This is a genomic window from Pseudomonas algeriensis (genome assembly GCF_048847255.1).
GTDB lineage: Bacteria > Pseudomonadota > Gammaproteobacteria > Pseudomonadales > Pseudomonadaceae > Aquipseudomonas.
The window spans coordinates 106292-130403 of the sequence record NZ_JBKKRK010000012.1; the positions used below are offsets into that span (position 1 = coordinate 106292).

Here is a 24112-nt window from a genome sequence, read left to right on the forward strand (position 1 = left end):
CCCTGTCTCGCGGCGGCGTCGGCACAACCGGCGCCGCCCAGGAGTTAGTCATGCTCGTCATCCAACGTATTGTTGCCGCGGTGCTGCTGCTGGCCTGTATCGGCCTGGCGCTGATGGCCTGGCCTTATCAGGCCGCCTTTTCCTATGAACCGGTCGGCCCGCGCGCCTTTCCTCTGCTGATAATCGGGCTGATGGGGCTGGCGCTGCTGTACATGCTGTTTCGTCCTACCCCCGTCGTGCACAGCGAAGACGACCCGCAACTGGACCGTGAAACCCTGCAGAAAATCGGCATCTGCGTTTTGCTGCTGTTGGTCTTCGCCGGAACGTTCGAACCCCTGGGCTTCATCCTCGCCAGCATTGTCACTGGCGTGCCGATGGCGCGCCTGTACGGCGGCCGCTGGGTACCGAGCATAGTGATCATCAGCCTGATGGCCATTGGTCTTTATCTGTTGTTCGACAAGCTGATGGACGTGCCGCTGCCCCTGGGCCTGCTCGACGTCCTGGAGAATTGATATGGATACCCTGAATTATCTCGGCCAGGGTTTTGGCGTTGCATTGACTCCCTACAACCTAGTCACCGCGTTGAGCGGCACCTTGATCGGCACCGTCGTAGGGCTGCTGCCGGGCCTGGGCCCGATCAACGGCGTGGCGCTGCTGATCCCGATCGCCTTCGCCCTGGGCCTGCCGCCGGAGTCGGCGTTGATCCTGTTGGCGGCCGTTTACCTGGGCTGCGAATACGGCGGGCGTATCAGCTCGATTCTGCTCAACATCCCGGGCGAAGCGTCCACTGTAATGACCACGCTGGACGGCTACCCAATGGCTCGCCAAGGCCTTGCCGGGGTCGCTTTGTCATTGTCGGCGTGGAGTTCGTTCCTCGGCGCGCTCATCGCCACCTGCGGCATGGTGCTGTTTGCTCCCTTGCTGGCCAAATGGGCAATTGCCTTCGGACCGGCGGAATATTTCGTACTGATGGTGTTCGCCATCGTCTGCCTGGGCGGCATGGCCGGTGATCGACCGCTCAAGACGTTCATCGCGGCGCTGATCGGTCTGTTCCTGTCGTGCGTCGGCATCGACGCCAACAGCGGCGTCTACCGCTTCACCGGTGACAACATCCACTTGACCGATGGCATCCAGTTCGTCGTGCTGGTGCTGGGCCTGTTCTCCATCAGCGAGATTCTATTGCTGCTGGAAAAAACCCATCGCGGCCAGGAAGCTGTGAAAGCCACCGGGCGGATGATGTTCAACGTCAAGGAAGCTGCCTCGGTGTTCTGGGTGAACATGCGCTGTGGCGTGCTCGGTTTCATCATGGGCGTATTGCCAGGTGCCGGCGCGACCTTGGCCAGTGCCGTAGCCTATATGACTGAAAAACGCATGGCCGGTGCCACCGGTACGTTCGGCCAGGGCGACAAGCGTGGCCTCGCGGCGCCGGAAACCGCCATCGGTGGCGCAGCCTGCGGCGCCCTCGTGCCTATGCTGACCCTCGGCGTTCCCGGCTCGGGCACCACGGCGGTCATGATCGGCGCGCTGTCGCTGTACAACATCACCCCCGGCCCGCTGCTGTTCCAACAGCAACCGGACATCGTCTGGGGCCTGATCGCCTCGTTGTTCATCGCCAACGTCATGCTGGTGATCCTCAACATCCCTATGATCCGTGTGTTTACGCGCATCCTGGCGGTGCCGAACTGGGCGCTGGTGCCGGTCATCGCAATCATCACCGGGATCGGTGTCTATGCGGTACACGCCACCACGTTCGACCTGTTCCTGATGATCGGCATCGGTATCTTCGGCTATATCCTGCGCAAGCTTGAGTTCCCGCTGTCGCCAGTCCTGCTGGGCTTCATCCTTGGCGGCCTGATGGAGCAGAACCTGCGTCGTGCGTTGTCGATCTCCAACGGCGCGCTGGAAATCCTCTGGTCGAGCCCGATCACCTTCGGTTGCTGGGTCCTGACCGCAATCATGTTGTTCCTGCCGCTGCTGCGCATCTGGCGTCGCCGTAGTGCCCAGCGTCGTGCCCTGGCCAATGCCTGAGACGACAACTTTCAGACAATGCTGGGGAACACCGCTGGTCGGTCTAACCGGCGGTTATCTGGCAAGCCTGATCGGCTGGCCCTTGCCCTGGATGGTCGGCTCGCTGTTGGCGATCATCCTGGTGCGCTGCCTCACGCCATGGCAATTGATGGAAATCCCCGGCGGCCGCAAATGCGGCCAATGGGTGGTGGGCATCGGTATCGGCCTGCACTTTACGCCAGTGGTGATGGAGCAAGTCCTGAGCCACTTCGGCCTGATTTTCTTCGGCGCGCTGATCACCAGCGTGTCCAGCGTGGTGAGCGTGTGGCTGATGCGCCGCACCGGCGAGGACCGCGCCACCGCTTTCTTTTCCAGCATGCCAGGCGGTTCCGGCGAGATGGTCAACCTCGGCGCCCGCAACGGCGCGATGCTCAGCCATGTTGCCGCGGGCCAGAGCCTACGCGTGCTGGTGGTGGTGCTGTGCGTTCCCGCCGCCTTCAAGTACCTGCTGGGCGAAGGCACCCCACTGCAACACGCCACGACGGTGGACTGGATGTGGCTGGCGATCCTGTTCCCGGCCGGCGCACTGCTCGCCTGGATCTGGGAGCGCCTTCGCCAGCCCAACCCATGGCTGTTCGGTCCGCTGTTGGTCAGCGCGGCGGTGAGCATCGGCTGGGATTTGCACATCGGCCTGCCCGACGGCGGTAGCCAGATCGGCCAATGGCTGATCGGCAGCGGCCTGGGCTGTCATTTCAACCGGCAGTTCTTCCGCCGGGCACCGTCGTTCATGGGGCGTACATTGGTTGGCACGGTATTGACGATGCTGATCGCCACGCTCGCGGCCCTGGGCCTGAGCACCTTGACTCACCTGGATTTGCGTTCGCTGACCCTGGGCATGATGCCCGGTGGCATCGCGGAGATGAGCCTGACGGCGGAAACGTTGCAATTGTCGGTGCCGTTGGTCACGGCGTTGCAGGTGATGCGGCTGCTGTTCGTGCTGTTCCTGGCGGAGCCGTTGTTCAGGTATTGGATGCGCAAGACAGGTTCAAGCTTGTAACCGAGTTGACTCATCGCGAGCAGGCTCGCTCCCACGGGAGTCTGCGGCGAGTATCCATTTGGCGTCCCACCACAAAACCTTTGTAGAAGCGAGCCTGCTCGCGATGGGGCCCCTCGACCAGCGCGTCAAACCGGCGGCAACCGCCACTCGATCGGCTTCTCGCCGTGCTGCTCCAGAAACTTGTTGGTCCGGCTGAAATGCCCGCAACCAATAAAGCCCCGATGGGCCGACAGCGGTGAGGGATGCACCGAGGTCAAGACCAAATGCTTGGTCGCATCGATCAGCTTCTGTTTGCTCTGGGCATGGGCGCCCCACAGCAGGAACACCAGGTTCGACTGGTGTTCGCTGACCACCTCGATGACCCTGTCGGTAAAGTGCTGCCAACCTTTCTTGGCGTGGGCGTTGGCATTGGCGCGTTCAACGGTCAGGGTGGTATTGAGCAGCAATACGCCCTGTTCGGCCCAGCTTTGCAGATAACCGTGGTTGGGAATGTCGATGTTCAGGTCGCGCTTCAATTCCTTGTAGATATTCACCAGCGATGGCGGTGTCGGCACGCCCGACTGCACCGAGAAGCACAAGCCATGTGCCTGGCCCGGCCCGTGGTAGGGATCCTGGCCGAGGATCACGACCTTGACCTTGTCCAGCGGAGTGGAATTGAGGGCGTTGAAAATCAACGGGGCCGGAGGGTAGATCTCCTTGCCGGCGGCGTATTCACTGCGCAGGAATTCGCGCAACTCTGCCATGTAGGGCTGGTCGAACTCGGCACGCAGTGCCTGCTTCCAGCTGGGTTCGAGCTTGATACGGTCGTCAGCGGTCATGGTTGTACCCGGTAAAAACAATGGGCGCACCCTAGGAAAGCCCACAAGGCTTGTCAATTGATCTGACACGGATCCGGCACTTTCCCGTACAGCAGTCATACTGATCATTCAATTTCTGATCGAGGTCACGATGAATCTGCACTTCGAAGAACTCACCGGCATCGATGGCGCGCGCCTGGGCATCGCCACCCTGGACGCCGAAAAATCCTTGAACGCCCTCTCCCTGCCAATGATCAACGCCCTGCGTGATCGGCTCGACACCTGGGCCAGGGACCCGCAGATAGTCTGCGTATTGCTGCGCGGCAAAGGTGCCAAAGCGTTTTGCGCCGGTGGCGAGGTCCGCAGCCTGGCAGAAGCCTGCCGCGCCCACCCCGGCGAGGTGCCGCCGTTGGCCGCGCAATTCTTCGCCGCCGAATATCGCTTGGACTTCAATCTCCATACCTACCCCAAGCCATTGCTGTGCTGGGGCCATGGCTACGTGCTCGGCGGCGGCATGGGATTGCTGCAAGGCGCGAGCACGCGGATCGTCACGCCGAGCAGTCGGTTGGCGATGCCCGAAATCAGCATCGGGTTGTACCCGGATGTAGGCGCCAGTTGGTTCCTGTCGCGCCTGCCGGGCAAGCTGGGCCTGTTTCTCGGCCTGACCGGTGCCCACATGAACGCGCGCGACGCCATCGACCTGGGCCTGGCCGATCGTTTTTTACTCGATGAGCAACAGGACGACCTGATCGAGGGCTTGTTGCAACTCAATTGGCAGGAACAGACCGAGATGCAACTCAACAGTCTGCTCAAGGCCTTGCAGCAAGAAGCGCTGACCCAGTTGCCCGAAGCCCAGTGGTTGCCCCGTCGGCACAAAATCGACGAATGGCTGGATGTCAGTGACGTCCGCTGCGCCTGGAAGGCCCTCAGCTTGCTGGTGGAGCATCCTGATCCGCTGATCGCCCGCGCGGCCAAGACCATGACCGAGGGCTCGCCGTTGACGGCGCACCTGGTCTGGGAGCAGATCAGCCGGGCGCGGCATTTGTCGTTGGCCGGTGTGTTCCGCATGGAGTACACCTTGAGCCTGAACTGCTGTCGCCATCCGGAATTCAGCGAAGGCGTGCGGGCGCGATTGATCGACAAGGATCACAAACCCCACTGGCACTGGCCGGACATCAATCATGTACCGGAAGCAGCGGTGCAAGCGCATTTTCACAAGGTGTGGGAGGGTCGGCATCCGTTGGCGGATTTGTCCAACGAATAACCGAGCCAGAATCATATCCCCGCAGGAGAAAACTCACGCCCACAGAGGTCATCCCGCCGGATTTATCGCAGGCACAAAAAAAGCGGCGCTTCATGCGCCGCTTTTTGCTGCCTGTCCTTTACCGATGGTTGCCTCGCCCATCATGACCACGTCCTCGATGGTCATGTCCGCGGTCACGCCCGCCCCGGCCACGACGGTCATCGTTCCAGCCGCCTCGATCGCGACCATCCCAGCCGCCTCGGTGTGGATAAGGCCGGTACGCCGCTCGCGGTGGCGAGTAATAGCGCGGGCCATGTTGATAGTAGCGCGGGGCCGAGTAATAACGGGGCGCCGGTTGGTAGTACCGTGGGGCGTAATAGCCCCGTGGGGCCGAGTAATACCCACCGCTGTAATAGGCCGGCGCTGGTGAGGTATAGACCTCTGAACGATAGTAGCTCGAGCCTCCGTCGTAGTAAGGCACGCATGCCGAAAGAGTCAGACCAAGAAACGCAATGAGGAGCAGTCGTCGATACATGGCGGCCTCCTGGACCGCGAATGGGCCGCACCAGCGACGCTGATGGGCGGCAGTCATCTATTGGGGTGACTGACGATTAATCTGACAGCGAAATCGGAATCTGGTGCGACCTGGCAACAACTGGAAACATGTCCCTCGTCGCCCTCTTCCGGTGCGCGACAGCACCACAACCAAGCACAAATCCGCCCCCCGATCATTCCTCCCTCAGACCCACCCCCTCTGGCCCGGGCCTCTGCCCGAATTGGCACGGCTCTCGCTTTACCAATCCCGTGCAGGAGTCATCACAGGTTCGCGGCACCACAATTTGCAATGGCTGACTAGGGTTCCGGCTCGCCTCTGGCGAGTGGCTGGTCCGAGAGTTGGCGACCTCCAGTTGAGGTTACACGGCGGGACAAAAGCCCGGGAGACAAGACACCGTTCGCGGTGCCGCGTTGCTCCTGTCCGCCCTTGATCAACTGGAGAACCACCATGTTCAAGCTTCGTCTGTCCGCCCTGCTCGTCGCCGTCTTCTCGGCCTTCCTGAGCTTCTCATCCGCCGCCGCGCAAAAAGACCACTTCAGCGTCTGCTGGACCATTTACGCCGGCTGGATGCCCTGGGAGTACGCGGGCAGCCAAGGCATCGTCGACAAGTGGGCAAAAAAGTACGGCATTACCATCGATGTCGTGCAGCTCAACGATTACGTTGAATCCATCAACCAGTACACCGCCGGCCAGTTCGACGGCTGCACCATGACCAACATGGACGCCCTGACCATTCCCGCCGCCGGCGGCGTGGACAGCACCGCGCTGATCGTCAGCGATTTCTCCAACGGCAACGACGGCATCGTCCTCAAGGGCGAAGGCAAGAAAGTCGACGACCTTAAAGGCATGGACGTCAACCTGGTGGAATTGTCGGTGTCCCATTACCTGCTGGCCCGTGCCCTGGATTCGGTCGGCCTCGCCGAGAAAGACCTGAAAGTCGTCAACACCTCCGACGCTGATATCTCCGCTGCCTTCAACACCGACCAGGTCAAGGCCGTCACCACTTGGAACCCCATGCTTTCGGACATCAAGGCCCAGCCGGGCGTGAGCGAAGTGTTCAACTCCAGCCAAGTGCCCGGCGAGATCATGGACATGATGGTGGTCAACACCCAGACCCTGAAAGACAACCCAGCCCTGGGCAAGGCCTTGACCGGCGCCTGGTTTGAAGTGGTGGCGCTGATGAACGCCAGGAACGCTGCCGCCAACGCTGCGCTGGAACACATGGCCAAAGCGTCGGGCACTGACCTCAAAGGTTTCCAGGCGCAACTGGACACCACCAAATTGTTCGCCACGCCCACGGAAGCGCTGGCCTTCGTCACCAGCGAACAACTGCCCGCCACCATGGGCAAGGTGGCGGCGTTTTCGTTCCAGCACGGCTTGCTGGGCGAAGGCGCCAAGGACACCGATGCGGTCGGCATGGCGTTCGCCAATGGCGTGACTCGCGGCGACAAGGCCAACCTGAAGCTGCGCTTTGATCCGACCTACGTACAGCTGGCCGCCGACGCCAAGCTGTAAACCGGAGGAGCTGGCATGCGCCTGATCAACCGCTACCCGGACCGTCCCAGCCGCTTGTTGCTGGTGATCCTGCCGTTCGCGCTGGTGCTGTTCGCCTACTTCATGGGCTCGGCCGAACGGTTGACGGACAACCCCAACGACAAGCTGCTGCCCAGCGCCGGGCAGATGGCCGATGCGGTGAAACGCCTGGCCTTTACCGCCGATGCGCGCAGTGGCGACTACCTGCTCTGGCAAGACACCGCGTCGAGCCTGCGCCGGTTGGCGATCGGCCTGGGCATCAGCGCCCTGGTCGGGCTGTGCCTGGGCATCGCGGCTGGCACGCTGCCGCTGTTGGGCGCACCGCTTTCACCGTTGCTCACCGTGGTGTCGATGGTGCCGCCATTGGCGATTCTGCCGATCCTCTTCATCGTCTTCGGCCTGGGGGAATTGTCGAAAGTGATGCTGATCGTGATCGGCATCACACCGTGTCTGGCCCGGGACTTGGAACAGCGCGCCCGGGAGATTCCCCGTGAGCTGCTGATCAAGGCCCAGACCCTCGGCGCGTCAACCTGGACTCTGATCTTGCGCGTGGTCCTGCCGCAACTGCTGCCACGCTTGCTGATCTCTCTGAGGTTGATGCTGGGTTCGGCCTGGCTGTTTCTGATCGCCGCCGAAGCCATCGCGTCCACCGATGGGCTGGGTTATCGGATTTTCCTGGTGCGTCGTTACTTGGCGATGGACGTGATCCTGCCGTACGTGGTGTGGATCACCCTGCTCGCCTGGCTGATGGACTGGGGTCTCAAGCGCCTGACCCGTCGAGCGTTTCCTTGGTACGAGGGAGCGAAGGCATGAGTTTTATCTGTGTGAACAATGTCTGGCAGCAATACGCCGATCAGGTCGTGCTGGAACGCTTGAACCTGAACGTCGCCGAGGGTGAATTTTGCACCTTGGTGGGTGCATCGGGTTGCGGCAAGTCGACTTTCCTGCGCTTGCTGCTCGGCCAGGAGCGCGCCAGTCGCGGACAGATCCTGCTGGACGGCGAACCCTTGGCGGGCGAGCCGGATGCCAGCCGGGGCGTAGTGTTCCAGCGCTATTCGGTGTTCCCGCACCTGACGGTGCTGGACAACGTCGCCCTGGGCCTGGAGTTGCCGCGCTCGCCGTTGCTGGGGCGTTTGTTCGGCAGTGCCAAACGCCAGGCTCGCGAAGAGGCTGCGCAACTGTTGGACAAGGTTGGCCTCGGCCACGCGCTGGACAAATACCCGGCGCAGCTCTCCGGCGGCATGCAGCAACGGCTGGCGATTGCCCAGGCGTTGATCATGAAGCCCCGGGTCCTGCTGCTGGACGAACCGTTCGGCGCCCTCGACCCGGGCATTCGCAAAGACATGCACGCCCTGCTGCTGGAACTGTGGCGCGAAACCCGGCTGACGGTATTCATGGTCACCCATGATCTGTCCGAAGGTTTCAGCCTCGGCACACGCCTGCTGGTGTTCGACAAGGTCCGCGTCGATCCACATGCCCCTGGCGCCTATGGCGCGCGCATCACCTACGACATTCCATTGAACAGCGACCGTCGCACCGCCCGTGCCGCCGTCGACGCCCTGCCCGCCGAACTGGCCGGCACGCTGCGTATCGCTTGAAAGGAGCTTTTCCATGACCGATTCGATCCAAGTGTTTCCCCCCTTCGCTGAAGAGATTCTGCCCGGCGGCGGCCACCGTTCCTTCGTACTCAAGCGCGGCCAACTGCTGCGCCTGACCGACCTTCGCGGCGGCGCCAACGTGAGCCTGACGCTGCTCAACGCCAATGAAAAAACCGAACGCCTGAACCTGCCGGACAGCCTCAAGTGCCAACACACCGCCAAGCTCACCGCCGGCCATTGCCTTTATTCCGACATGGGCCGGGTATTGGCGGCGATCACCGTCGACACCTGCGGCTGGAGCGACAGCCTGGGCGGTGTGCTCTGCGCCGAGGAAGTCGATGAAAAATATGGCCAGGGCCGCTATCAGGAACTGCGCAACGGCTTCTTTCGCAACGGCACCGACAACCTGTTGGTGGAACTGGGCAAATGGGGGCTGGGCCTGTCCGACCTGCTGATGACCCTCAACCTGTTCAGCCGGGTCGATGTCGACGAGGCCGGCCACTTTCATTTCGTGGAAGGCAACTCCAAGGCGGGCGACTACATCGAGTTGTACGCGCCAATGGACACCTTGGTGGTGCTGACCGCATTGCAACACCCGATGGACCCGAACCCGCAATACGCCCCGCAGCCGCTCAAGCTCAGCTGGATGAATGCCAACCCCAGCATCGCCGAACACTGCCGCCTTTCGCGCCCGGAAAACCAGCGGGGCTTCATCAATACCGACCGCCTGTTCGCCTGAGGATCGTCGCCATGTCACTCGCCATCGCCACCGCACACAAGCACGCCGAGACCGCCGTCTACCGCGCCACGATTCCCGCCGGGGAACCCTGGCTGACCGAGGTCAAGGCCGGCCAGACCCTGCGCATCCTGGACCTGGAAGGCAACCAGGCGGTCGATACGCTGTTCTACAGCCTGGCCAACCCCAAGGAACGCTACGACGTGCAACGCACCCTGCGCCGGCAGAACAGCGTTTATCTAAGTACCGGCAGCGTGCTGTATTCCAACCTCGGTCGACCGATGCTGACGATCATCGAAGACACATGCGGACGTCACGACACCCTCGGCGGCGCCTGCGCCCAGGAAAGCAACACCGTGCGCTACGCCCTGGAAAAACGCTACATGCACAGCTGCCGCGATAACTACCTGCGGGCCTGCGCCCACGACGGCCGCCTCGGTAAGGGCGACATCGGGCCGAACATCAATTTCTTCATGAACGTACCGGTGACCGCCGACGGCGGCCTGACCTTCGAAGACGGGATCTCGGCACCGGGCAAATACGTCGACCTACGGGCCGAGATGGACGTGATCGTCCTGATCTCCAACTGCCCGCAGTTGAATAACCCATGTAACGCCTATAACCCCACGCCTGCGGAGCTTTTGATATGGAACTGAAACTCATGCGCCTGCGCGGCTGGCTGTTCGCGTTGTGCCAGAGCCGGTCGGGGCAGTGCATTAAATAAAGACAATTTTACGACCCCCTCCAATCCCCTGTGGGAGCGAGCCTGCTCGCGATAGCGGTCTGTCAGTCACATTGATGTTGAATGTACCACCGCTATCGCGAGCAGGCTCGCTCCCACAAAGGGAGGATTGGTGTTCGGAGATATTTGCCGCCGGGGACGACCCCGGCGGCCATCGAAAACTGCGGGACGGCCCGCATCCCAGTTCAGGCAGCACCCATGCCTGAGGGGGCAATGCCATGTTCGAAAAAATCCTCATCGCCAACCGTGGCGCTATTGCCTGCCGCGTCCTGCGGACCTTGCGCGAGCTGAATGTCCAAGGCATCGCGGTGTACTCCCAAGCGGACGAAGCCAGCCTGCACATCCTCCAGGCCGACGAAGCCCACTGCCTGGGCGAAGGCGCGGCGGCGGGCACCTACCTGGCGGTGGATAAGCTCCTGGCGATCGCCAAAAGCAGCGGCGCGAAGGCGATTCATCCCGGCTACGGTTTCCTCTCGGAAAACGCCGCTTTCGCCGAAGCCTGCGAGGCCGCCAGTATCGCCTTCATCGGCCCCACGCCGGAACAACTGCGGGTGTTCGGCCTCAAGCACACCGCCCGAGACCTGGCCAAGCGGCACGGCGTGCCGCTGCTCGAAGGCACCGAACTGCTCGACAGCCTCGACGCCGCGCTGCTGGCCGGAACGCAGGTCGGTTACCCGGTAATGCTGAAAAGTACGGCTGGCGGCGGTGGGATTGGCATGCGTGTGTGCCGTAGCGCCGCCGAATTGAGCGATTCCTTCGAAGCGGTCAAGCGCCTGGGACAGAACAACTTCAGCGACGCCGGCGTGTTCATCGAAAAATACATCGAACGGGCACGGCACCTGGAGGTGCAGGTCTTCGGCGACGGCCAAGGCCAAGTGATCGCCCTCGGCGTGCGCGACTGTTCGGTGCAGCGGCGCAACCAGAAGGTCATTGAAGAAACGCCCGCGCCCAACCTGCCCGAGGGCATGGCCGACGCCCTCTGCGCAGCGGCGATTAAACTGGCCCGGGCAGTGAACTACCGCAGCGCGGGCACCGTGGAGTTCGTCTACGACAGCGACGCCGGGCGCTTCTACTTCCTGGAAGTAAACACGCGCCTGCAGGTGGAGCACGGCGTTACCGAGCAGGTATGGGGCGTGGACCTGGTGCGCTGGATGGTGCAACTGGCCGCCGGCGAACTGCCGCCCTTGAGCGAGCTGAGCCTGGGCCTGAAAGCTGAGGGCCACGCGATCCAGGCGCGCCTGTATGCCGAGGATCCGGGCCGGGATTTCCAGCCGAGCCCGGGCCTGCTGACCGCCGTGAAATTCCCCCACGCCGACGGGCAACAACTGCGCATCGACACGTGGGTCGAGGCAGGTTGCCAGATCCCGCCCTATTTCGACCCGATGATCGCCAAGGTGATTCGCTGGGCGCCGACCCGTGAACAGGCGCGCTTGGGATTGCATCAAGCGCTGGACGAAAGCCTGCTCTACGGCGTGGAAACCAACCGCATCTACCTGCAACAAATTCTTCTCGACGCGCCCTTCGCCGACGGCCAGCCCTGGACGCGCTGCCTGGAAACCCTGGCCTATCGCGCCAACACCTTCGAAGTGCTCAGCCCTGGCACCCAGACCAGCGTGCAGGATTACCCGGGCCGCCTCGGTTATTGGGCCGTGGGCGTACCGCCGTCGGGTCCGATGGACAGCCGCTCGCAGCGCTTGGGCAATCGCCTGCTGGGCAATGACGAAGGCGCGGCGGCCCTGGAAATCACCATGAGCGGGCCGGTGCTGCGCTTCAATTGCAACGCCCGGGTGGCGGTGACCGGTGCGCAAATTGCCCTGACCCTGGACGGCGAAGCGGTGCCGATGAACGCCCCGCTGTCGATCAATTCCGGATCCACTCTGGCCCTGGGCACCATCACCGGCGCCGGGGCGCGCAGCTATGTGTGCCTGCAAGGTGGCTTGCAGGTACCGGATTACCTCGGCAGCAAAAGCACTTTCACCCTCGGCCAGTTTGGCGGCCATGGTGGACGGGCGCTGTGTACCGGCGATGTGCTGCACCTGGCTGCGCTGGATGAGCACGCCGTGTTGCCGACAGTGGACGAGCCGCCTCTGCTGTTGCCAGCCGTGCGGCAAATCCGGGTTATCTACGGCCCCCATGGCGCGCCGGAATATTTCACCGAGCGCTACATCCAGACGTTTTTCGATACCTCCTGGGAAGTGCATTTCAACTCCAGCCGAACCGGCGTGCGACTGATCGGGCCCAAGCCGCAATGGGTGCGCGCCGACGGCGGCGAAGCAGGCCTGCACCCGTCCAATATCCATGACAATCCCTACGCCATTGGCGCCGTGGACTTCACCGGCGACATGCCTGTCATCCTCGGCCCCGACGGCCCTAGCCTGGGTGGCTTCGTCTGCCCGGTGACGGTGATCGAGGCGGACCTCTGGCAGTTGGGGCAGCTCAAGGCGGGGGACAAGGTGCGGTTCGTACCGGTGGATCTGAAGACCGCCCGCTCCCTTGCATTGAAATGGGATCAATGTGGGAGCGAGCCTGCTCGCGAAGGGGCCAGTTCAACCACCGCGTCGACTTCTTCGCGAGCGGGCTCACTCCCACAGGGGATGGTGTCGCCTGTGGTATTGGACATCGGCCAGGACGATACCCGCCTGGTCGCACGCCTGTCCGGCGACACCCATCTGCTGCTGGAAATCGGCGCACCCGAACTGGACCTGGTGCTGCGCTTTCGCGCCCATGCCTTGATGCAGGCGCTGGAACAAAAACACCTGCACGGCGTGATCGACCTGACGCCAGGCATCCGTTCGCTGCAAGTGCATTACCAACCCGAACAACTGCCGCTGGCCGAACTGCTGGCAATCGTCGCCGGCGAGTGGGGCGCCGTGTGCGCCGCGCGAGATCTTCAAGTGCCGTCGCGCATCGTTCATCTGCCACTGTCCTGGGACGATCCGGCCTGCCAATTGGCCATCGAAAAATACATGACCACCGTGCGCAAGGACGCCCCTTGGTGCCCAAGCAACCTGGAGTTCATCCGCCGCATCAATGACCTGCCGAACCTCGACGAGGTCCAGCGCACGGTCTTTGACGCCAGCTACCTGGTGATGGGGCTGGGAGACGTCTACCTCGGCGCGCCGGTCGCCACCCCGCTGGACCCGCGTCATCGCCTGGTGACCACCAAATACAACCCGGCCCGGACCTGGACCGCGGAAAACTCGGTGGGCATCGGCGGCGCCTACATGTGCGTGTACGGCATGGAGGGTCCCGGCGGCTATCAGTTCGTCGGGCGCACGTTGCAGATGTGGAATCGTTATCGGGACGTCGCCGCGTTCGATGGCAAGCCCTGGTTGCTGCGGTTCTTCGACCAGATCCGCTTCTACCCGGTCAGCGCCGATGAGCTGTTGCGCATCCGCCGGGATTTCCCGCTGGGCCGCTTCGACCTCAAGATCGAGCACAGCCAACTCAACCTCGCGCACTACCAGCATTTCCTGGCCCGGGAAGCGGACAGCATCGGCGCATTCCGCCAGCAGCAACAACGTGCCTTCAACGCCGAGCGCGAGCGCTGGATCGCCAGCGGCCAGGCTCATTTCGACAGTGAGGAACCGACACTCGCGCCGAGCGAAGATGCGTTGCTGGGCGCGGGCCAACTGAGCGTCGACAGCCACATCGCCGGCAATCTCTGGCAAGTCCAAGTGCAGGTGGGTACGCGAGTTGCCGCCGGTGACGTACTGGTCATTCTGGAGTCCATGAAGATGGAGATCCCGGTGCTTGCGCCCATGGCCGGCGTGGTACGTGAAGTACGCGTCCAACCCGGTTCGGCGGTGCGCGCAGGGCAGCGTGTCGTGGTGCTGGAACGTGACTGAACTCAATCAAAGGATTAACGCGATGAACCTTTCTCTGCGCCTGGACAACCTTCGCGACGCCTATCGCAAAGGGGAAACGACACCCCGCCAGTTGCTGCTGGCCCTGCGGGAAAAAGCCGCTGCGCTCAACCCGGACTACCACCTGTTCATTCACCTGCTGTCGCCCGAGGAGCTGGAGCCTTATCTGGCGGCCCTGGAAAGTCGCGACCTGGACAGCTTGCCGTTGTATGGCGTGCCGTTCGCCATCAAGGACAACATTGACCTGGCCGGCATTCCCACCACGGCCGCCTGCCCGGCGTTTGCCTACGTACCGCAACGTTCGGCCACGGTGGTCGAGCAGTTGCTGGCGTTGGGCGCTGTTCCCCTGGGCAAGACCAACCTCGATCAGTTCGCCACCGGGCTCAACGGCACCCGCACCCCCTACGGTGCCTGCCGCAACAGCGTGCTGGCGGATTATCCGGCGGGTGGCTCGAGTGCCGGCTCGCCGCTGGCGGTGGCCCTGGGTGTGGCAAGCTTTGCCTTGGGCACCGACACCGCGGGCTCCGGCCGGGTGCCCGCGGCGCTGAACAATCTGGTCGGGCTGAAAGCCACCAAAGGTTTGGTTTCCACCGCCGGCGTGGTGCCGGCCTGCCGTACGCTGGACTGCGTGACGACCTTCACCGCGACGGCGCGGGAAGCCAGCCAGCTGTTGGCATTGACCGCGCATTTCGACCCGCGCGACGAATACAGCCGCCGCAACCCGCAATGGAACGACGGCTCGGCGTTCGGCGCGCCACGGCGCTTTCGTTTCGGTGTGCCTCGCTGGCAAGACCTGGAATTTTTTGGCTGCGACGAAGGCCCACGGTTGTTCCGCGACGCCATTGAGCGACTCGAACGTCTGGGCGGCGAAGTCGTCGAGCTGGACCTGTCGCCCTTCCTCGAAGCGGCGCGCTTGCTGTATGAGGGGCCTTGGGTCGCCGAGCGCTACAGCGTTGCCGGGGACCTGATCGAGCGCGACTCCAGCGCGGTACTGCCGGTCATCCGCGCCGTGCTGGCGAAAGCGCCTACCGTAACGGGTGTAGAAACTTTCCGCGCCCAGTACCGTTTGCAAGCGCTCAAGGCCCAGTGCGACCGAACGATGGAAGCCCTCGACTGCGTGCTCACCCCCACCATCGGGCGCCCGGTGAGCCTCGCCGAACTCGCTGCCGAACCGCTGCAGCGCAACGCTGAACTGGGTTATTACACCAACTTCATGAACCTGCTGGACTACGCCGCCGTCGCCGTGCCCAGCGCCTTCATGGCCAGCGGTTTGCCGTGGGGCGTGACGTTGTTCGGCCGGGCCTTCACCGATCAATACCTCCTGGGCGTGGCCGACGCCTTGCAGCGTCAGCAACTGGATGACTTGCCAACCCCCGCCAATCCCGCGCGCCATGATCGGGCTCGGCTGGTGGTGTGCGGCGCGCACCTGGAGGGTTTGGCGTTGAATTGGCAACTCAAGCAGCGTGGGGCCCGGCTGGTCGAGGTCAGCCAAAGCTCGCCGGATTATCGGCTCTATGCCCTCGCCGGCGGCCCGCCAATGCGCCCCGGCATGCTTCGGGTTGGCGAGGGAGGCATGGCGATCGAGGTGGAGATCTGGGATCTGCCAACCAGTGAACTTGGCTCGTTCCTGACCGGTATCCCCGCACCGCTTGGGTTGGGCAAGGTGCAATTGGCCGACGGGCGCTGGGAAAGCGGTTTCATCTGCGAGCCGTATGGCCTGGACGGCGCACAGGACATCACCCATTTGGGCGGATGGCGGGCTTATTTGCGAACCCTGGAATCGCGATGAACCGGTGGCGAGGGAGTCCGCTCCCTCGCCACCGTTTCACAAATCGCAAATCCAAGGGCTCCTTTTCTCACAAGGCCACTAAACTGATTCCATCGGGTCACTCCTGAGGAATCGCCATGTCGCTTCGTTCGCCGCTGTATTCCCAGCGCTCACCGGTGCTGATGCTCGCCGTTTTGCTGGGTGCCGCCTTCCTGCTGACTTCGCTGTTGGCTTATTACGCCGCCAACACGTCACTCAAGGACAACATCCTCAAGGCGTTGTACGTCAACCTCCTGATCGGCCTACTGGTCACGGTGACGGTGTTCGTCATGCTTTATCGACTGATCGCCAGTTTCCAACGCCGGATCGACGCCCAAGCGATTCTGGATGGGCTGACGGAACTGCCCAATCGCCGGGGCTTCGACCTGCTGGCGGTGCAAGCACTGCACGAAGCCCAGCGAGAACCCAAACCCTTGAGCGCGTTGTTGCTGGAGGTGGATGCTTTCAAACAACTGGATGCCACCCACGGCCATGTCGTCAGCGACCAATTGCTGAGCGGTTTCGCCCACGACCTGACCGACACATTGCGGCACTCGGACATCGTGTGTCGGTGGGGCACAGACGCCTTCGTCATGCTGCTCAAGGACACCGATGGACAGAACGGTCTGAAAATCGCTGAGAAAATTCGCCAGCGCATCGAGTTGCAGCGCTACTTTTGCAGCGGGAAACAATTGCAGGTCACCGTCAGCATCGGCCTGACCACCTTGCAGGACAAAGACACCTTGCATAGCCTGCTGTCCCGAGCCGATCATGCGCTGCAACGCGCCCGACAAACCGGCAGCAACCGAACCTGCGTGGAAATGCCTCACTCCAGCTATGAATGAACCTGACCATTGCCCGGCCTGCGGCGGCGCCAACGACTGCACCCTCGCCGATCCGAGGACCGCCGACCGCGCCTGCTGGTGCTATGGCGTCAGCATCGACCCGGCTGTGCTCCTGGCATTGCCGGCCGAGCTACGGAACAAATCCTGCCTGTGCCCACGGTGCGCTCAGGTCGACGACCAGCTGCGCGCCAATCCGCGACCGATCGCGTAATATTGCGCCCCCGCTTCCTGGCCTGAACGTCCCATGCGCGTTGACCGTTTCCTCAGTAATCTGCCGCGTTTCAATCGGCAGCAGGTCCGCCTGCTCCTGGTGGGGCGTCGGGTGCGTATCGATGGCCAGACCATCACCGACCCACACGCGCCGGTGCGCGAGTTCAGCCGCGTCGAAGTCGATGGTGACGTATTGCAAGCAGGCCGACCCGCGCGGTACTTCATGCTGCACAAGCCGCCTGGCTGCGTCAGTGCCACCCGCGATCCACAGCACCGCACCGTGCTCGATCTACTGGACGAGCCGGACAAGGACGACTTGCACATCGCCGGCCGCCTGGATTTCAACACCACCGGGCTGATGCTGATCACCAACGACGGCAGTTGGTCGCGGCGCCTGACCCAACCGCAAACCAAACTGCCGAAGGTCTACTACGTCGAGACCGAGCAGCCCCTCACCGCCGAGTACGCCCCCACCTTTGCCAAAGGCCTGTATTTCGGATTCGAAGACCTGACCACGCAACCGGCGCAACTGACGCTGCTAGGGCCGAAGTCCGCGCGATTGAGCATCGTTGAAGGTCGCTACCACCAGGTCAAGCGCATGTTCGGTCACTTCAATAACAAGGTGCTGCGCCTGCACCGCGAGAGCATGGGCCCCCTGGTGCTGGACTCGGATCTCGAGCCCGGTTGCTACCGTGCCCTTGGCCCCGAGGAGATCTGCCTGGTCTGAGCCAACGACCGCTGGGCAGAAGTGCCGGACAATTTTCAAAGAGCACTTGCGCAACGCTCGACCCCCTGCTTGAATCAAACCGTCGGCCGAAATGTGACCGACGAGTCACCTCATACCTCTAAGAAACTTTTTGCCGGCTGGAGCCCCCAGGTTCCGCCCCATCCCTCCGGCAAACTGCCCGCCATAACAATACCCGTCGACCGAATGTCATGGATCGACATGGGCCTTATCTTCCAGGCGTATGCCTACCTGTCACATTGCCCGTGCAATCTCATTGCGCGCATACCCGCTTGCCAGGAGTCTTATGACATGAGGCCAGAAATCGCTGTGCTGGATATACAGGGTCAGTATCGGGTTTACACGGAGTTCTATCGCGCAGACGCCGCGCAAAAGACCATCATCCTGGTCAACGGCTCGATGGCCACCACCGCGTCGTTTGCCCAGACCGCCAAGAACCTCTACCCGCAATTCAACGTCGTGCTGTACGACCAGCCCTACGCGGGCAAGTCCAAGGCCCATAACCGTCACGAGAAAATGCTCACGAAGGAAATCGAAGGGCAGATCCTCCTGGAGTTGATCGACCACTTCGCCGCCGAACACGTGCTGTCTTTTTCGTGGGGCGGCGCGGCCGCGCTGACGGCACTGGCCCACCGCCCGCGGCGCATCGAAAAAGCCGTCATCAGCTCGTTCTCACCGGTGCTCAACATGCCGATGCGCGACTACCTGGAACGCGGTGTCGACTACCTCAGCAGCCTGGACGGCGACCGTGTTGGACATTTGGTCAACAGCACCATCGGCAAGCACCTGCCGCCCCTGTTCAAGCGCTTCAACTATCGCCACGTCAGCAACCTGGCCGAGCATGAATACGGACAGATGCACTTTCACATCAACGACGTGCTTCACAGCGACCAGCAGTGCTACGTCAACGCAGCCAGGAAGGTCAACGTTCCGGTGCTGTTCCTGAACGGCGAATGGGACGAGTACACCTCGGCAACCGACGCCAGGCTCTTCGCCGACCACGTCCAGCACAGCAGCTTCACCACGTTGCAAGCGACCGGCCACTTCCTGGACATGGAACACAAAGCCGCCTGCCGCGACAGCCGCGACGCGTTGCTGGGCTTCCTCAAGCCGACCCGCCACGAAAGCCGACCGCGCTACAGCTATGTGCAGGACTACCATGCACTGGCTATCTGAAAAAAGTCATCGCGAGCGAGCCTCCCACAACGAGGCTTGCCCGCGACGACCGCTCTGCTTTAAGGCTTGCGCAGACGGATGACCTGACCGGCCGGAAAGAAAAACTTCAAATCCAAGGCGACATCTGGTACAAAGTCAGCCGCTCTGAGCGGGTGTCGTATAATGGCATTACTCCAGCTTCCCAAGCTGATAACGAGGGTTCGATTCCCTTCACCCGCTCCAATCGAATTCTGGTCTCGCGTCGTGGTGGTTTTTGACGGGAGATTGAAAAAACCGGCTCTTGGTGGCCGGTTTTTTTTGGTCTGGGGTTAGTGGGGTTTCTTTCCTGACGCTTACGCCGAGTCATTTATTGTTTTCCATAACGGCGGCAAGACGGCGGATGATCAGCGCTTGGTTCGTCGACATAAAACAGCAAGTTGCTTACGACAGACAACCGCCTCAATCCCCACCCAAATGCCCCAACGGCAGCGGCCCCGGCGCCTTCACCGTGTTGATCGCGAAATTGCTGCGAATATCACTGACCCCCGGCAACTTCAGCAGCTTGCCCGTGACAAAACGGTCATAGGCTCGCAGGTCAGGCACCACCACTTGCAGCAGGAAGTCGGACTCACCGGACACCAGGAACGCCGAGATCACTTCGGGCAGCGCGGTCACCGCCCGGCGGAAAGCCTCGGCTCGCTCGTCGGTGTGCCGTTCGACCTTGATGCCAACGAAAATCGTCATCCCAAGTCCCACTTCATCGCGATCCAGGATGGCTTGATAACCGCGAATCACCCCCGCCTCTTCAAGCATCCGCACGCGACGCAGACAGGGTGAGGGAGACAAGCCGATTTCTTCGGCCAGTTGCACGTTGCTCAGCCTACCGTCCCGTTGCAGTGCCGTCAGGATTTTGCGGTCGAACGTATCCAATTTCATAATTTGGCATTATCCGTTTCAGTTACCCGATTAAGTGGCAGGTTATGCCAATTTCAAGAGCTTTAGAAGCTGACTACGCAACCACCTGCCCTGCCCTTCGACCCTAGACTGGCGTCTCCAATCCACAGAATGCGGAGGGCATGCAATGACAGGGCTCTGGTTGTTTTTCATGGCATTGACGGTGGCGTATCTACTGCCTGGGCCGGACATGATCCTGGTGCTGCAAACCGGCGCTCGACAGGGCAAAGGCGTGGCATTGGCAACGGCGCTGGGATTGGGCGTTGCCCGGGCATGTCATGTCGCGCTGGCAGCGATGGGCCTTTCGGTATTGTTCAAGACGGCGCCGTGGACGTTTGATGCGGTGCGCCTGGCCGGGGCTGCTTATCTGGCCTGGATCGGGTTTCAATGTTTGCGGACGACGTTGTTGCCCCGCTTCGAAGGAGCCGCCGCTGAAATCGAGAAGCGGCAATGGCATCAGGCGATCCGGCGCGGTCTGTTGACGAATTTGCTCAACCCCAAGGCGTTGCTGTTCTGCTCGGTGTTGCTCCCGCAATTCATCGATCCACAGGACGGGCCGGTGTTGGGGCAATTCGCGATATTGGGTGTAGTACTGGTCGGCGTTGGCCTGCTGTTCGACAGCGCTTATGCATTGATCGGTGTAGCGCTTGGGCGATGGCTCCAACGCTCGCCTTCGGCCCAGCGCGTGCAGCGGTGGGTGTTTGGTGGTTTGCTGATCGGTTTTGCGGTCCGGCTGACGTTTGTGCAGCAGTCGTGAGTCCTATGGATTTGTAGCGGATACGCTGAAAAACCAGGGCTGCTCCGCAGCCCAGCGGCAGCAAGCTCCCTCGCCACGTCAATATCAACCACCCCGTCTCACATCCCGAAATAAAGCCAACCCGCCCTTTCCCACCCTAGCGTGACGCTGCTCCTAGACTTCAAGCAAAGAGCTCGCCAGCCCCAACCGTCCTCAATGGTGGTTATGGTGTTGATCATTTTTCTTCAGTAGGTATAGTACTTTCCGATGACACCACAGGGAGGTGTTGTGAACAGCCGATTTTTGATAAGCCAAATTGTTGCGGATGGTTGGTATCTGGTGCGTATCCGAGGCAGTCACCATCACTTCAAACACCCAACCAAACCGGGGCTGGTTACGGTTCCTCATCCCAAGAAGGACCTGCTCAAGAAGACGGCTATCAGTATCTTGCAACAGGCCCTTCTCCAAACGCCTGGTTGCCGCGCTTTTCCAGAGGACGATTGAATGCTTTACCCAATTGCGATTTCCATGGGCGATGACAAGCACGCCTGGGGTGTGGAAGTGCCGGATATTCCCGGTTGTTTTTCCGCAGGTGACGACCTGGACGAGGCCATGGCGATGGCGCGGGAGGCCATCGAGGGTCATTTCGAGATTCTGGCCGAAGACGGTTCGCCCATTCCATCGGCCAACACCGTTACCCTGCACGCAGCCAACCCACAATACGCCGGTTGCACCTGGGCGCTGGTGGACATCGATGTGACCAAGTACCTGGGCAAGGCGCAGAAACTCAACATCACGTTACCCGGCTACCTGCTCAACCGGATTGATGAATATGTATTGCACCATCCCGAAGAGAAGAGCCGCTCCGGCTTCCTCGCGTCGGCAGCGCTGAAGGTGCTGCAGCAAGGGCGATGAGCAATCGCTGACGAAACACGAACCGGTGGGAGCGAGCTTGCTCGCGATGGCTTAGGGTCAGCGATATCAGGTTGTCTGACACAGAGCCGTCACGAGCAAGCTCGCTCCCACCGGTTCACCGATCCTACCTGCTCTCCGACTTGGACTCCTGCATCTGCACCGAAGACTTGCTGCCGTCGGTGTTGTCCTTGGTCTCGTTACCCGAGTTGTCGAAGCAGCCTTGCAAAGCGAACAGGCAGCAGGCGAGGCAAAGGGTGCGGGCGATATTCATGATGTACTCCAATGCTGAGGGCTTTCATGAGTGACCCGTGGCAGCGGCAATGGTTGCGACTGTCATCGTGCTGCACGATGAACGTAAGGGACCTTGCGATTGAAATGTAAGTAGAATTTTCACCGCCTCGTTGCTGTCTCACCAGACAGGTGCATTCCAAAAGGAAACACAGCAATGACGTTCGCCAAAATCGCTCAAAAACTATCCCTCTGGGCCGGGAGCCCCAAGACCTTCCTAGGGGCCATCGTGCTGTTGGTGCTCTGGGCTGCCAGCGGACCTTTGTTCGGTTTCAACGATACCTGGCAACTGATCATCAACACCTCGACCACGATCATCACCTTCCTGATGGTGTTCCTCATCCAGAATACGCAGAACCGCGATACGGATATCCTGCACCTGAAAGTGGATGAATTGCTTCGGGCGTCCAAGGACGCGCAGAACGCAATGCTCGGTCTCGAATCGCTTGATCTCAAACAACTTGAAGCGTTGAGGAAGCGGTATCAGGACATGGGCAAGGTCGACGCCAAGAGCCTTGATGGCGTCGAACAGGAAAAAAAGGTAGACCTGAACCAATGCTGATACCGATGCGCGAGGGGCCCATGCCACTCGCGCACTCCCTTGGGCATCAGGGCAACGGGTTGCCTCCCGTCACGCCAAATACTTCCCCGGTGATATAGCTCGACTCCTGGGAAGCGAGCAGTACATAAAGCGGCGCGCATTCAGCGGGTTGGCCCGGACGTTTCATCGGAACCTGGGAGCCGAACGTAGGAATCTTCTCCCTAGGTTGTCCGCCGCTGGGTTGCAGCACGGTCCAGATTGGACCCGGCGCGACTGCATTGACACGAATGCCCTTGCTGATGACTTGCCCGGCCAGCGCCTTGGTAAACGCCACGATTGCCGCTTTGGTGGTGGCGTAGTCCAGCAGCGTCGCGGACGGATCGTAGGATTGGATAGAGGCGGTATTGATGATGGTTGCCCCAGCTGGCATCAGCGGAACAGCAGCCTTGCAGATCCAGAACATCGCATAGATGTTGGTCTTCATGGTGTCATCGAATTGCGCGGTGGTGATGTCGGCAATGTCTTTTTGCGCCTCCTGCTTACCGGCGACATTCACCAGGATATCCAGGCCATCGAGCTGCTGCTGCGCCATCTTCACCATCTGGACACAGAACGCCTCATCCTTAAGGTCGCCTGGTATGGCGATGGCCTTGCGGCCCTCAGCCTTGATCAGTTCGATGACTTGTTGTGCATCGCGCTCTTCGCTGGGCAGATAATTGATCGCGACATCGGCCCCTTCCCGGGCGTAGGCGATGGCAGCGGCGCGACCAATCCCCGAATCGCCGCCCGTGATCAAGGCCTTGCGCCCCTCCAGGCGACCAAAGCCTTGATAGCTTTTTTCACCATGATCCGGTTGCGGTTCCATATCCTGATCAATGCCAGGGGGTGACTGCGGCTGGTCGGGAAATTCCGGACGCGGGTATTGGGTCAGCGGATTCTGCATCGCGTATTGGTTGGGTTCTCGGCGTGTAGACATCGAGGTTCTCCTTTTCAGCGGGCAAAACAAGCCGGGACGTTGGCGCCCCGGCCCTGGAATTGACACAGGTGCAGCGAAGATCAACGGCTGGCTTGCAGGGCCCTGGCCATTTCAAGGTGCGTCTGCAATTTAGGCAGGGTTTCGTCGGCGAATGCCTTGATCTCCGGCACGTCAGTAGTCTGGGCCTGCTGCTGGATCTGCGCGATGGCGTCCTCAGTGGCCTTGACCTGGCTGGCGGCATACGCCGCTTCAAACGACTCGCCCTCGGCGACTTGCGGCTGCAGGGTCTTCGCTTTGTCCGCCACTACTTCCCGCGGCGCGACAGGCAAGTCGAGTTTCTTGGCGATCTTCGCCAGATGTTGGTTGGCGGTGGTGCGGTCGTTGATCACCATGATGGTGTAATCCTTGACTTCCCGTGACTCCGCCTTCGAATGTGCCTCGCGGCTGGCTTCGATGTCAGCCATGCCTTTGGCGGATGCATCGTTGATGAATTCGACAGGTGACTGGGCCCACGCACTGTTGGCACCCAGGCCCATCAGTACAACAACACTGGTGGTGCGTAAAAAGGTGGCCATCCGGCTCATGGTCGCGCCCTCCTCTGAAAGATATTGCGACGGGATTTTGCGCCGCAGAAATCAGAACCACCGTTGAACATTCAGCGAGACGTCCCGCCCGGCTTGCGGCCAATCTCGGCTTTCAGCGGACTTTTATCGACACTCGCGATGGTGGTTCTCCCACTTTTGCGACCCGCTTCGGACACCTTCGTTCGATCGTGGGCAATGTTTCCCGGATAAATGTTGCTTGA

The 24112-nt window shown here is 61.4% G+C and carries 24 protein-coding genes, 1 tRNA gene, 1 pseudogene and 1 riboswitch; of the genes and pseudogenes, 20 read left to right on the forward strand and 6 right to left on the reverse strand.

Annotated features, from left to right (window positions below; translation table 11 throughout):
* Nucleotides 1-50 precede the first annotated feature (50 nt).
* From ACLK1G_RS18380 to ACLK1G_RS18390, 3 genes are read left to right on the forward strand one after another with little or no spacing between them, the layout of a single operon-like run.
* Entirely contained in the window at nt 51-512 is a 462-nt protein-coding gene (locus ACLK1G_RS18380) for a tripartite tricarboxylate transporter TctB family protein (RefSeq protein WP_420766716.1), read from the forward strand.
* 1 nt (nt 513) lies between these two features.
* A complete protein-coding gene (locus ACLK1G_RS18385; protein WP_420766717.1) occupies nt 514-2028 on the forward strand; it encodes a tripartite tricarboxylate transporter permease in 1515 nt (504 codons plus the stop codon).
* The gene (locus ACLK1G_RS18390) at nt 2021-3064 is read left to right on the forward strand and encodes an AbrB family transcriptional regulator (RefSeq protein ID WP_420766718.1); all 1044 of its coding nucleotides are present in this window, start codon (nt 2021-2023) and stop codon (nt 3062-3064) included. Before ACLK1G_RS18385 ends, ACLK1G_RS18390 begins: the two co-directional genes overlap by 8 nt.
* Nucleotides 3065-3189: 125 nt before the next feature.
* On the opposite strand, the gene ung is transcribed toward ACLK1G_RS18390, so the two are convergent.
* Nucleotides 3190-3882 (reverse strand): uracil-DNA glycosylase, encoded by a 693-nt coding sequence (gene ung, locus ACLK1G_RS18395; protein WP_420766719.1) that lies wholly within the window; start codon nt 3880-3882, stop codon nt 3190-3192.
* A gap of 130 nt (nt 3883-4012) precedes the next feature.
* Here ung and ACLK1G_RS18400 point away from each other — a divergent pair, with 130 nt between their 5' ends.
* Nucleotides 4013-5125 (forward strand): enoyl-CoA hydratase/isomerase family protein, encoded by a 1113-nt coding sequence (locus tag ACLK1G_RS18400; RefSeq protein ID WP_420766720.1) that lies wholly within the window; start codon nt 4013-4015, stop codon nt 5123-5125.
* 118 nt (nt 5126-5243) lie between these two features.
* Here the strand turns inward: ACLK1G_RS18400 and ACLK1G_RS18405 are convergent, their stop codons facing one another.
* Nucleotides 5244-5639: a hypothetical protein gene (locus ACLK1G_RS18405; RefSeq protein ID WP_420766721.1), complete on the reverse strand. Its 396-nt coding sequence runs from the start codon at nt 5637-5639 to the stop codon at nt 5244-5246.
* Between the two features lie 306 nt (nt 5640-5945).
* Nucleotides 5946-6047: riboswitch (guanidine-I (ykkC/yxkD leader) on the forward strand.
* A gap of 60 nt (nt 6048-6107) precedes the next feature.
* On the opposite strand from ACLK1G_RS18405, the gene ACLK1G_RS18410 reads away from it, so the two are divergent.
* The 12 genes and pseudogenes from ACLK1G_RS18410 (at nt 6108) to ACLK1G_RS18465 (ending at nt 19140) form a co-directional block, all read left to right on the forward strand.
* Nucleotides 6108-7175 (forward strand): putative urea ABC transporter substrate-binding protein, encoded by a 1068-nt coding sequence (locus tag ACLK1G_RS18410; RefSeq protein WP_420766722.1) that lies wholly within the window; start codon nt 6108-6110, stop codon nt 7173-7175.
* Between the two features lie 15 nt (nt 7176-7190).
* Nucleotides 7191-8006, forward strand: a complete 816-nt coding sequence (locus tag ACLK1G_RS18415; protein WP_420766723.1) for an ABC transporter permease — start codon at nt 7191-7193, stop codon at nt 8004-8006.
* The gene (locus tag ACLK1G_RS18420) at nt 8003-8791 is read left to right on the forward strand and encodes an ABC transporter ATP-binding protein (protein WP_420766724.1); all 789 of its coding nucleotides are present in this window, start codon (nt 8003-8005) and stop codon (nt 8789-8791) included. Before ACLK1G_RS18415 ends, ACLK1G_RS18420 begins: the two co-directional genes overlap by 4 nt.
* A 13-nt stretch (nt 8792-8804) precedes the next feature.
* Nucleotides 8805-9530: an urea amidolyase associated protein UAAP1 gene (locus tag ACLK1G_RS18425; protein WP_420766725.1), complete on the forward strand. Its 726-nt coding sequence runs from the start codon at nt 8805-8807 to the stop codon at nt 9528-9530.
* A gap of 11 nt (nt 9531-9541) precedes the next feature.
* Nucleotides 9542-10183, forward strand: coding sequence for an urea amidolyase associated protein UAAP2 (locus ACLK1G_RS18430; protein WP_420766726.1), 642 nt, complete (start codon nt 9542-9544; stop codon nt 10181-10183).
* Nucleotides 10184-10487: 304 nt separating this feature from the next.
* Nucleotides 10488-14117, forward strand: a complete 3630-nt coding sequence (gene uca / locus ACLK1G_RS18435; protein WP_420766727.1) for an urea carboxylase — start codon at nt 10488-10490, stop codon at nt 14115-14117.
* Between the two features lie 22 nt (nt 14118-14139).
* Entirely contained in the window at nt 14140-15924 is a 1785-nt protein-coding gene (gene atzF / locus ACLK1G_RS18440; protein ID WP_420766728.1) for an allophanate hydrolase, read from the forward strand.
* Between the two features lie 245 nt (nt 15925-16169).
* Nucleotides 16170-16787, forward strand: a pseudogene (locus ACLK1G_RS18445) (GGDEF domain-containing protein); the annotation flags it as partial.
* Nucleotides 16780-16998, forward strand: coding sequence for a cysteine-rich CWC family protein (locus tag ACLK1G_RS18450; RefSeq protein ID WP_420766729.1), 219 nt, complete (start codon nt 16780-16782; stop codon nt 16996-16998). The pseudogene ACLK1G_RS18445 and the gene ACLK1G_RS18450, both read left to right, overlap by 8 nt.
* A 33-nt stretch (nt 16999-17031) precedes the next feature.
* Complete coding sequence (locus tag ACLK1G_RS18455; RefSeq protein ID WP_420766730.1) at nt 17032-17724, forward strand: pseudouridine synthase; 693 nt, start codon at nt 17032-17034, stop codon at nt 17722-17724.
* Between the two features lie 309 nt (nt 17725-18033).
* A complete protein-coding gene (locus ACLK1G_RS18460) occupies nt 18034-18918 on the forward strand; it encodes an alpha/beta fold hydrolase (protein WP_420766731.1) in 885 nt (294 codons plus the stop codon).
* A gap of 148 nt (nt 18919-19066) precedes the next feature.
* Nucleotides 19067-19140: transfer RNA gene (locus tag ACLK1G_RS18465), tRNA-Gly, on the forward strand.
* Between the two features lie 216 nt (nt 19141-19356).
* Here the strand turns inward: ACLK1G_RS18465 and ACLK1G_RS18470 are convergent.
* Nucleotides 19357-19833 carry an Lrp/AsnC family transcriptional regulator gene (locus ACLK1G_RS18470; protein WP_420766732.1) on the reverse strand — a complete coding sequence of 159 codons (477 nt, stop codon included), beginning with the start codon at nt 19831-19833 and terminating at the stop codon, nt 19357-19359.
* Nucleotides 19834-19978: 145 nt separating this feature from the next.
* Between ACLK1G_RS18470 and ACLK1G_RS18475 the strand changes: the two genes are divergently transcribed.
* From ACLK1G_RS18475 to ACLK1G_RS18485, 3 genes are all read left to right on the forward strand, one after another.
* Nucleotides 19979-20608: a LysE family translocator gene (locus ACLK1G_RS18475; RefSeq protein WP_420766733.1), complete on the forward strand. Its 630-nt coding sequence runs from the start codon at nt 19979-19981 to the stop codon at nt 20606-20608.
* 267 nt (nt 20609-20875) lie between these two features.
* Nucleotides 20876-21091, forward strand: a complete 216-nt coding sequence (locus ACLK1G_RS18480; RefSeq protein WP_420766734.1) for a type II toxin-antitoxin system HicA family toxin — start codon at nt 20876-20878, stop codon at nt 21089-21091.
* A complete protein-coding gene (locus tag ACLK1G_RS18485; protein WP_198797116.1) occupies nt 21092-21502 on the forward strand; it encodes a type II toxin-antitoxin system HicB family antitoxin in 411 nt (136 codons plus the stop codon).
* Nucleotides 21503-21626: 124 nt separating this feature from the next.
* Here the strand turns inward: ACLK1G_RS18485 and ACLK1G_RS18490 are convergent, their stop codons facing one another.
* Nucleotides 21627-21773 (reverse strand): hypothetical protein, encoded by a 147-nt coding sequence (locus ACLK1G_RS18490; protein ID WP_420766735.1) that lies wholly within the window; start codon nt 21771-21773, stop codon nt 21627-21629.
* Nucleotides 21774-21947: 174 nt separating this feature from the next.
* Between ACLK1G_RS18490 and ACLK1G_RS18495 the strand changes: the two genes are divergently transcribed.
* Nucleotides 21948-22352 (forward strand): low affinity iron permease family protein, encoded by a 405-nt coding sequence (locus tag ACLK1G_RS18495; protein WP_420766736.1) that lies wholly within the window; start codon nt 21948-21950, stop codon nt 22350-22352.
* 46 nt (nt 22353-22398) lie between these two features.
* Here the strand turns inward: ACLK1G_RS18495 and ACLK1G_RS18500 are convergent, their stop codons facing one another.
* Nucleotides 22399-23307, reverse strand: coding sequence for an SDR family oxidoreductase (locus tag ACLK1G_RS18500; protein WP_420766737.1), 909 nt, complete (start codon nt 23305-23307; stop codon nt 22399-22401).
* 80 nt (nt 23308-23387) lie between these two features.
* Entirely contained in the window at nt 23388-23891 is a 504-nt protein-coding gene (locus tag ACLK1G_RS18505) for a DUF4142 domain-containing protein (RefSeq protein ID WP_420766738.1), read from the reverse strand.
* Nucleotides 23892-24112: the final 221 nt, after the last annotated feature.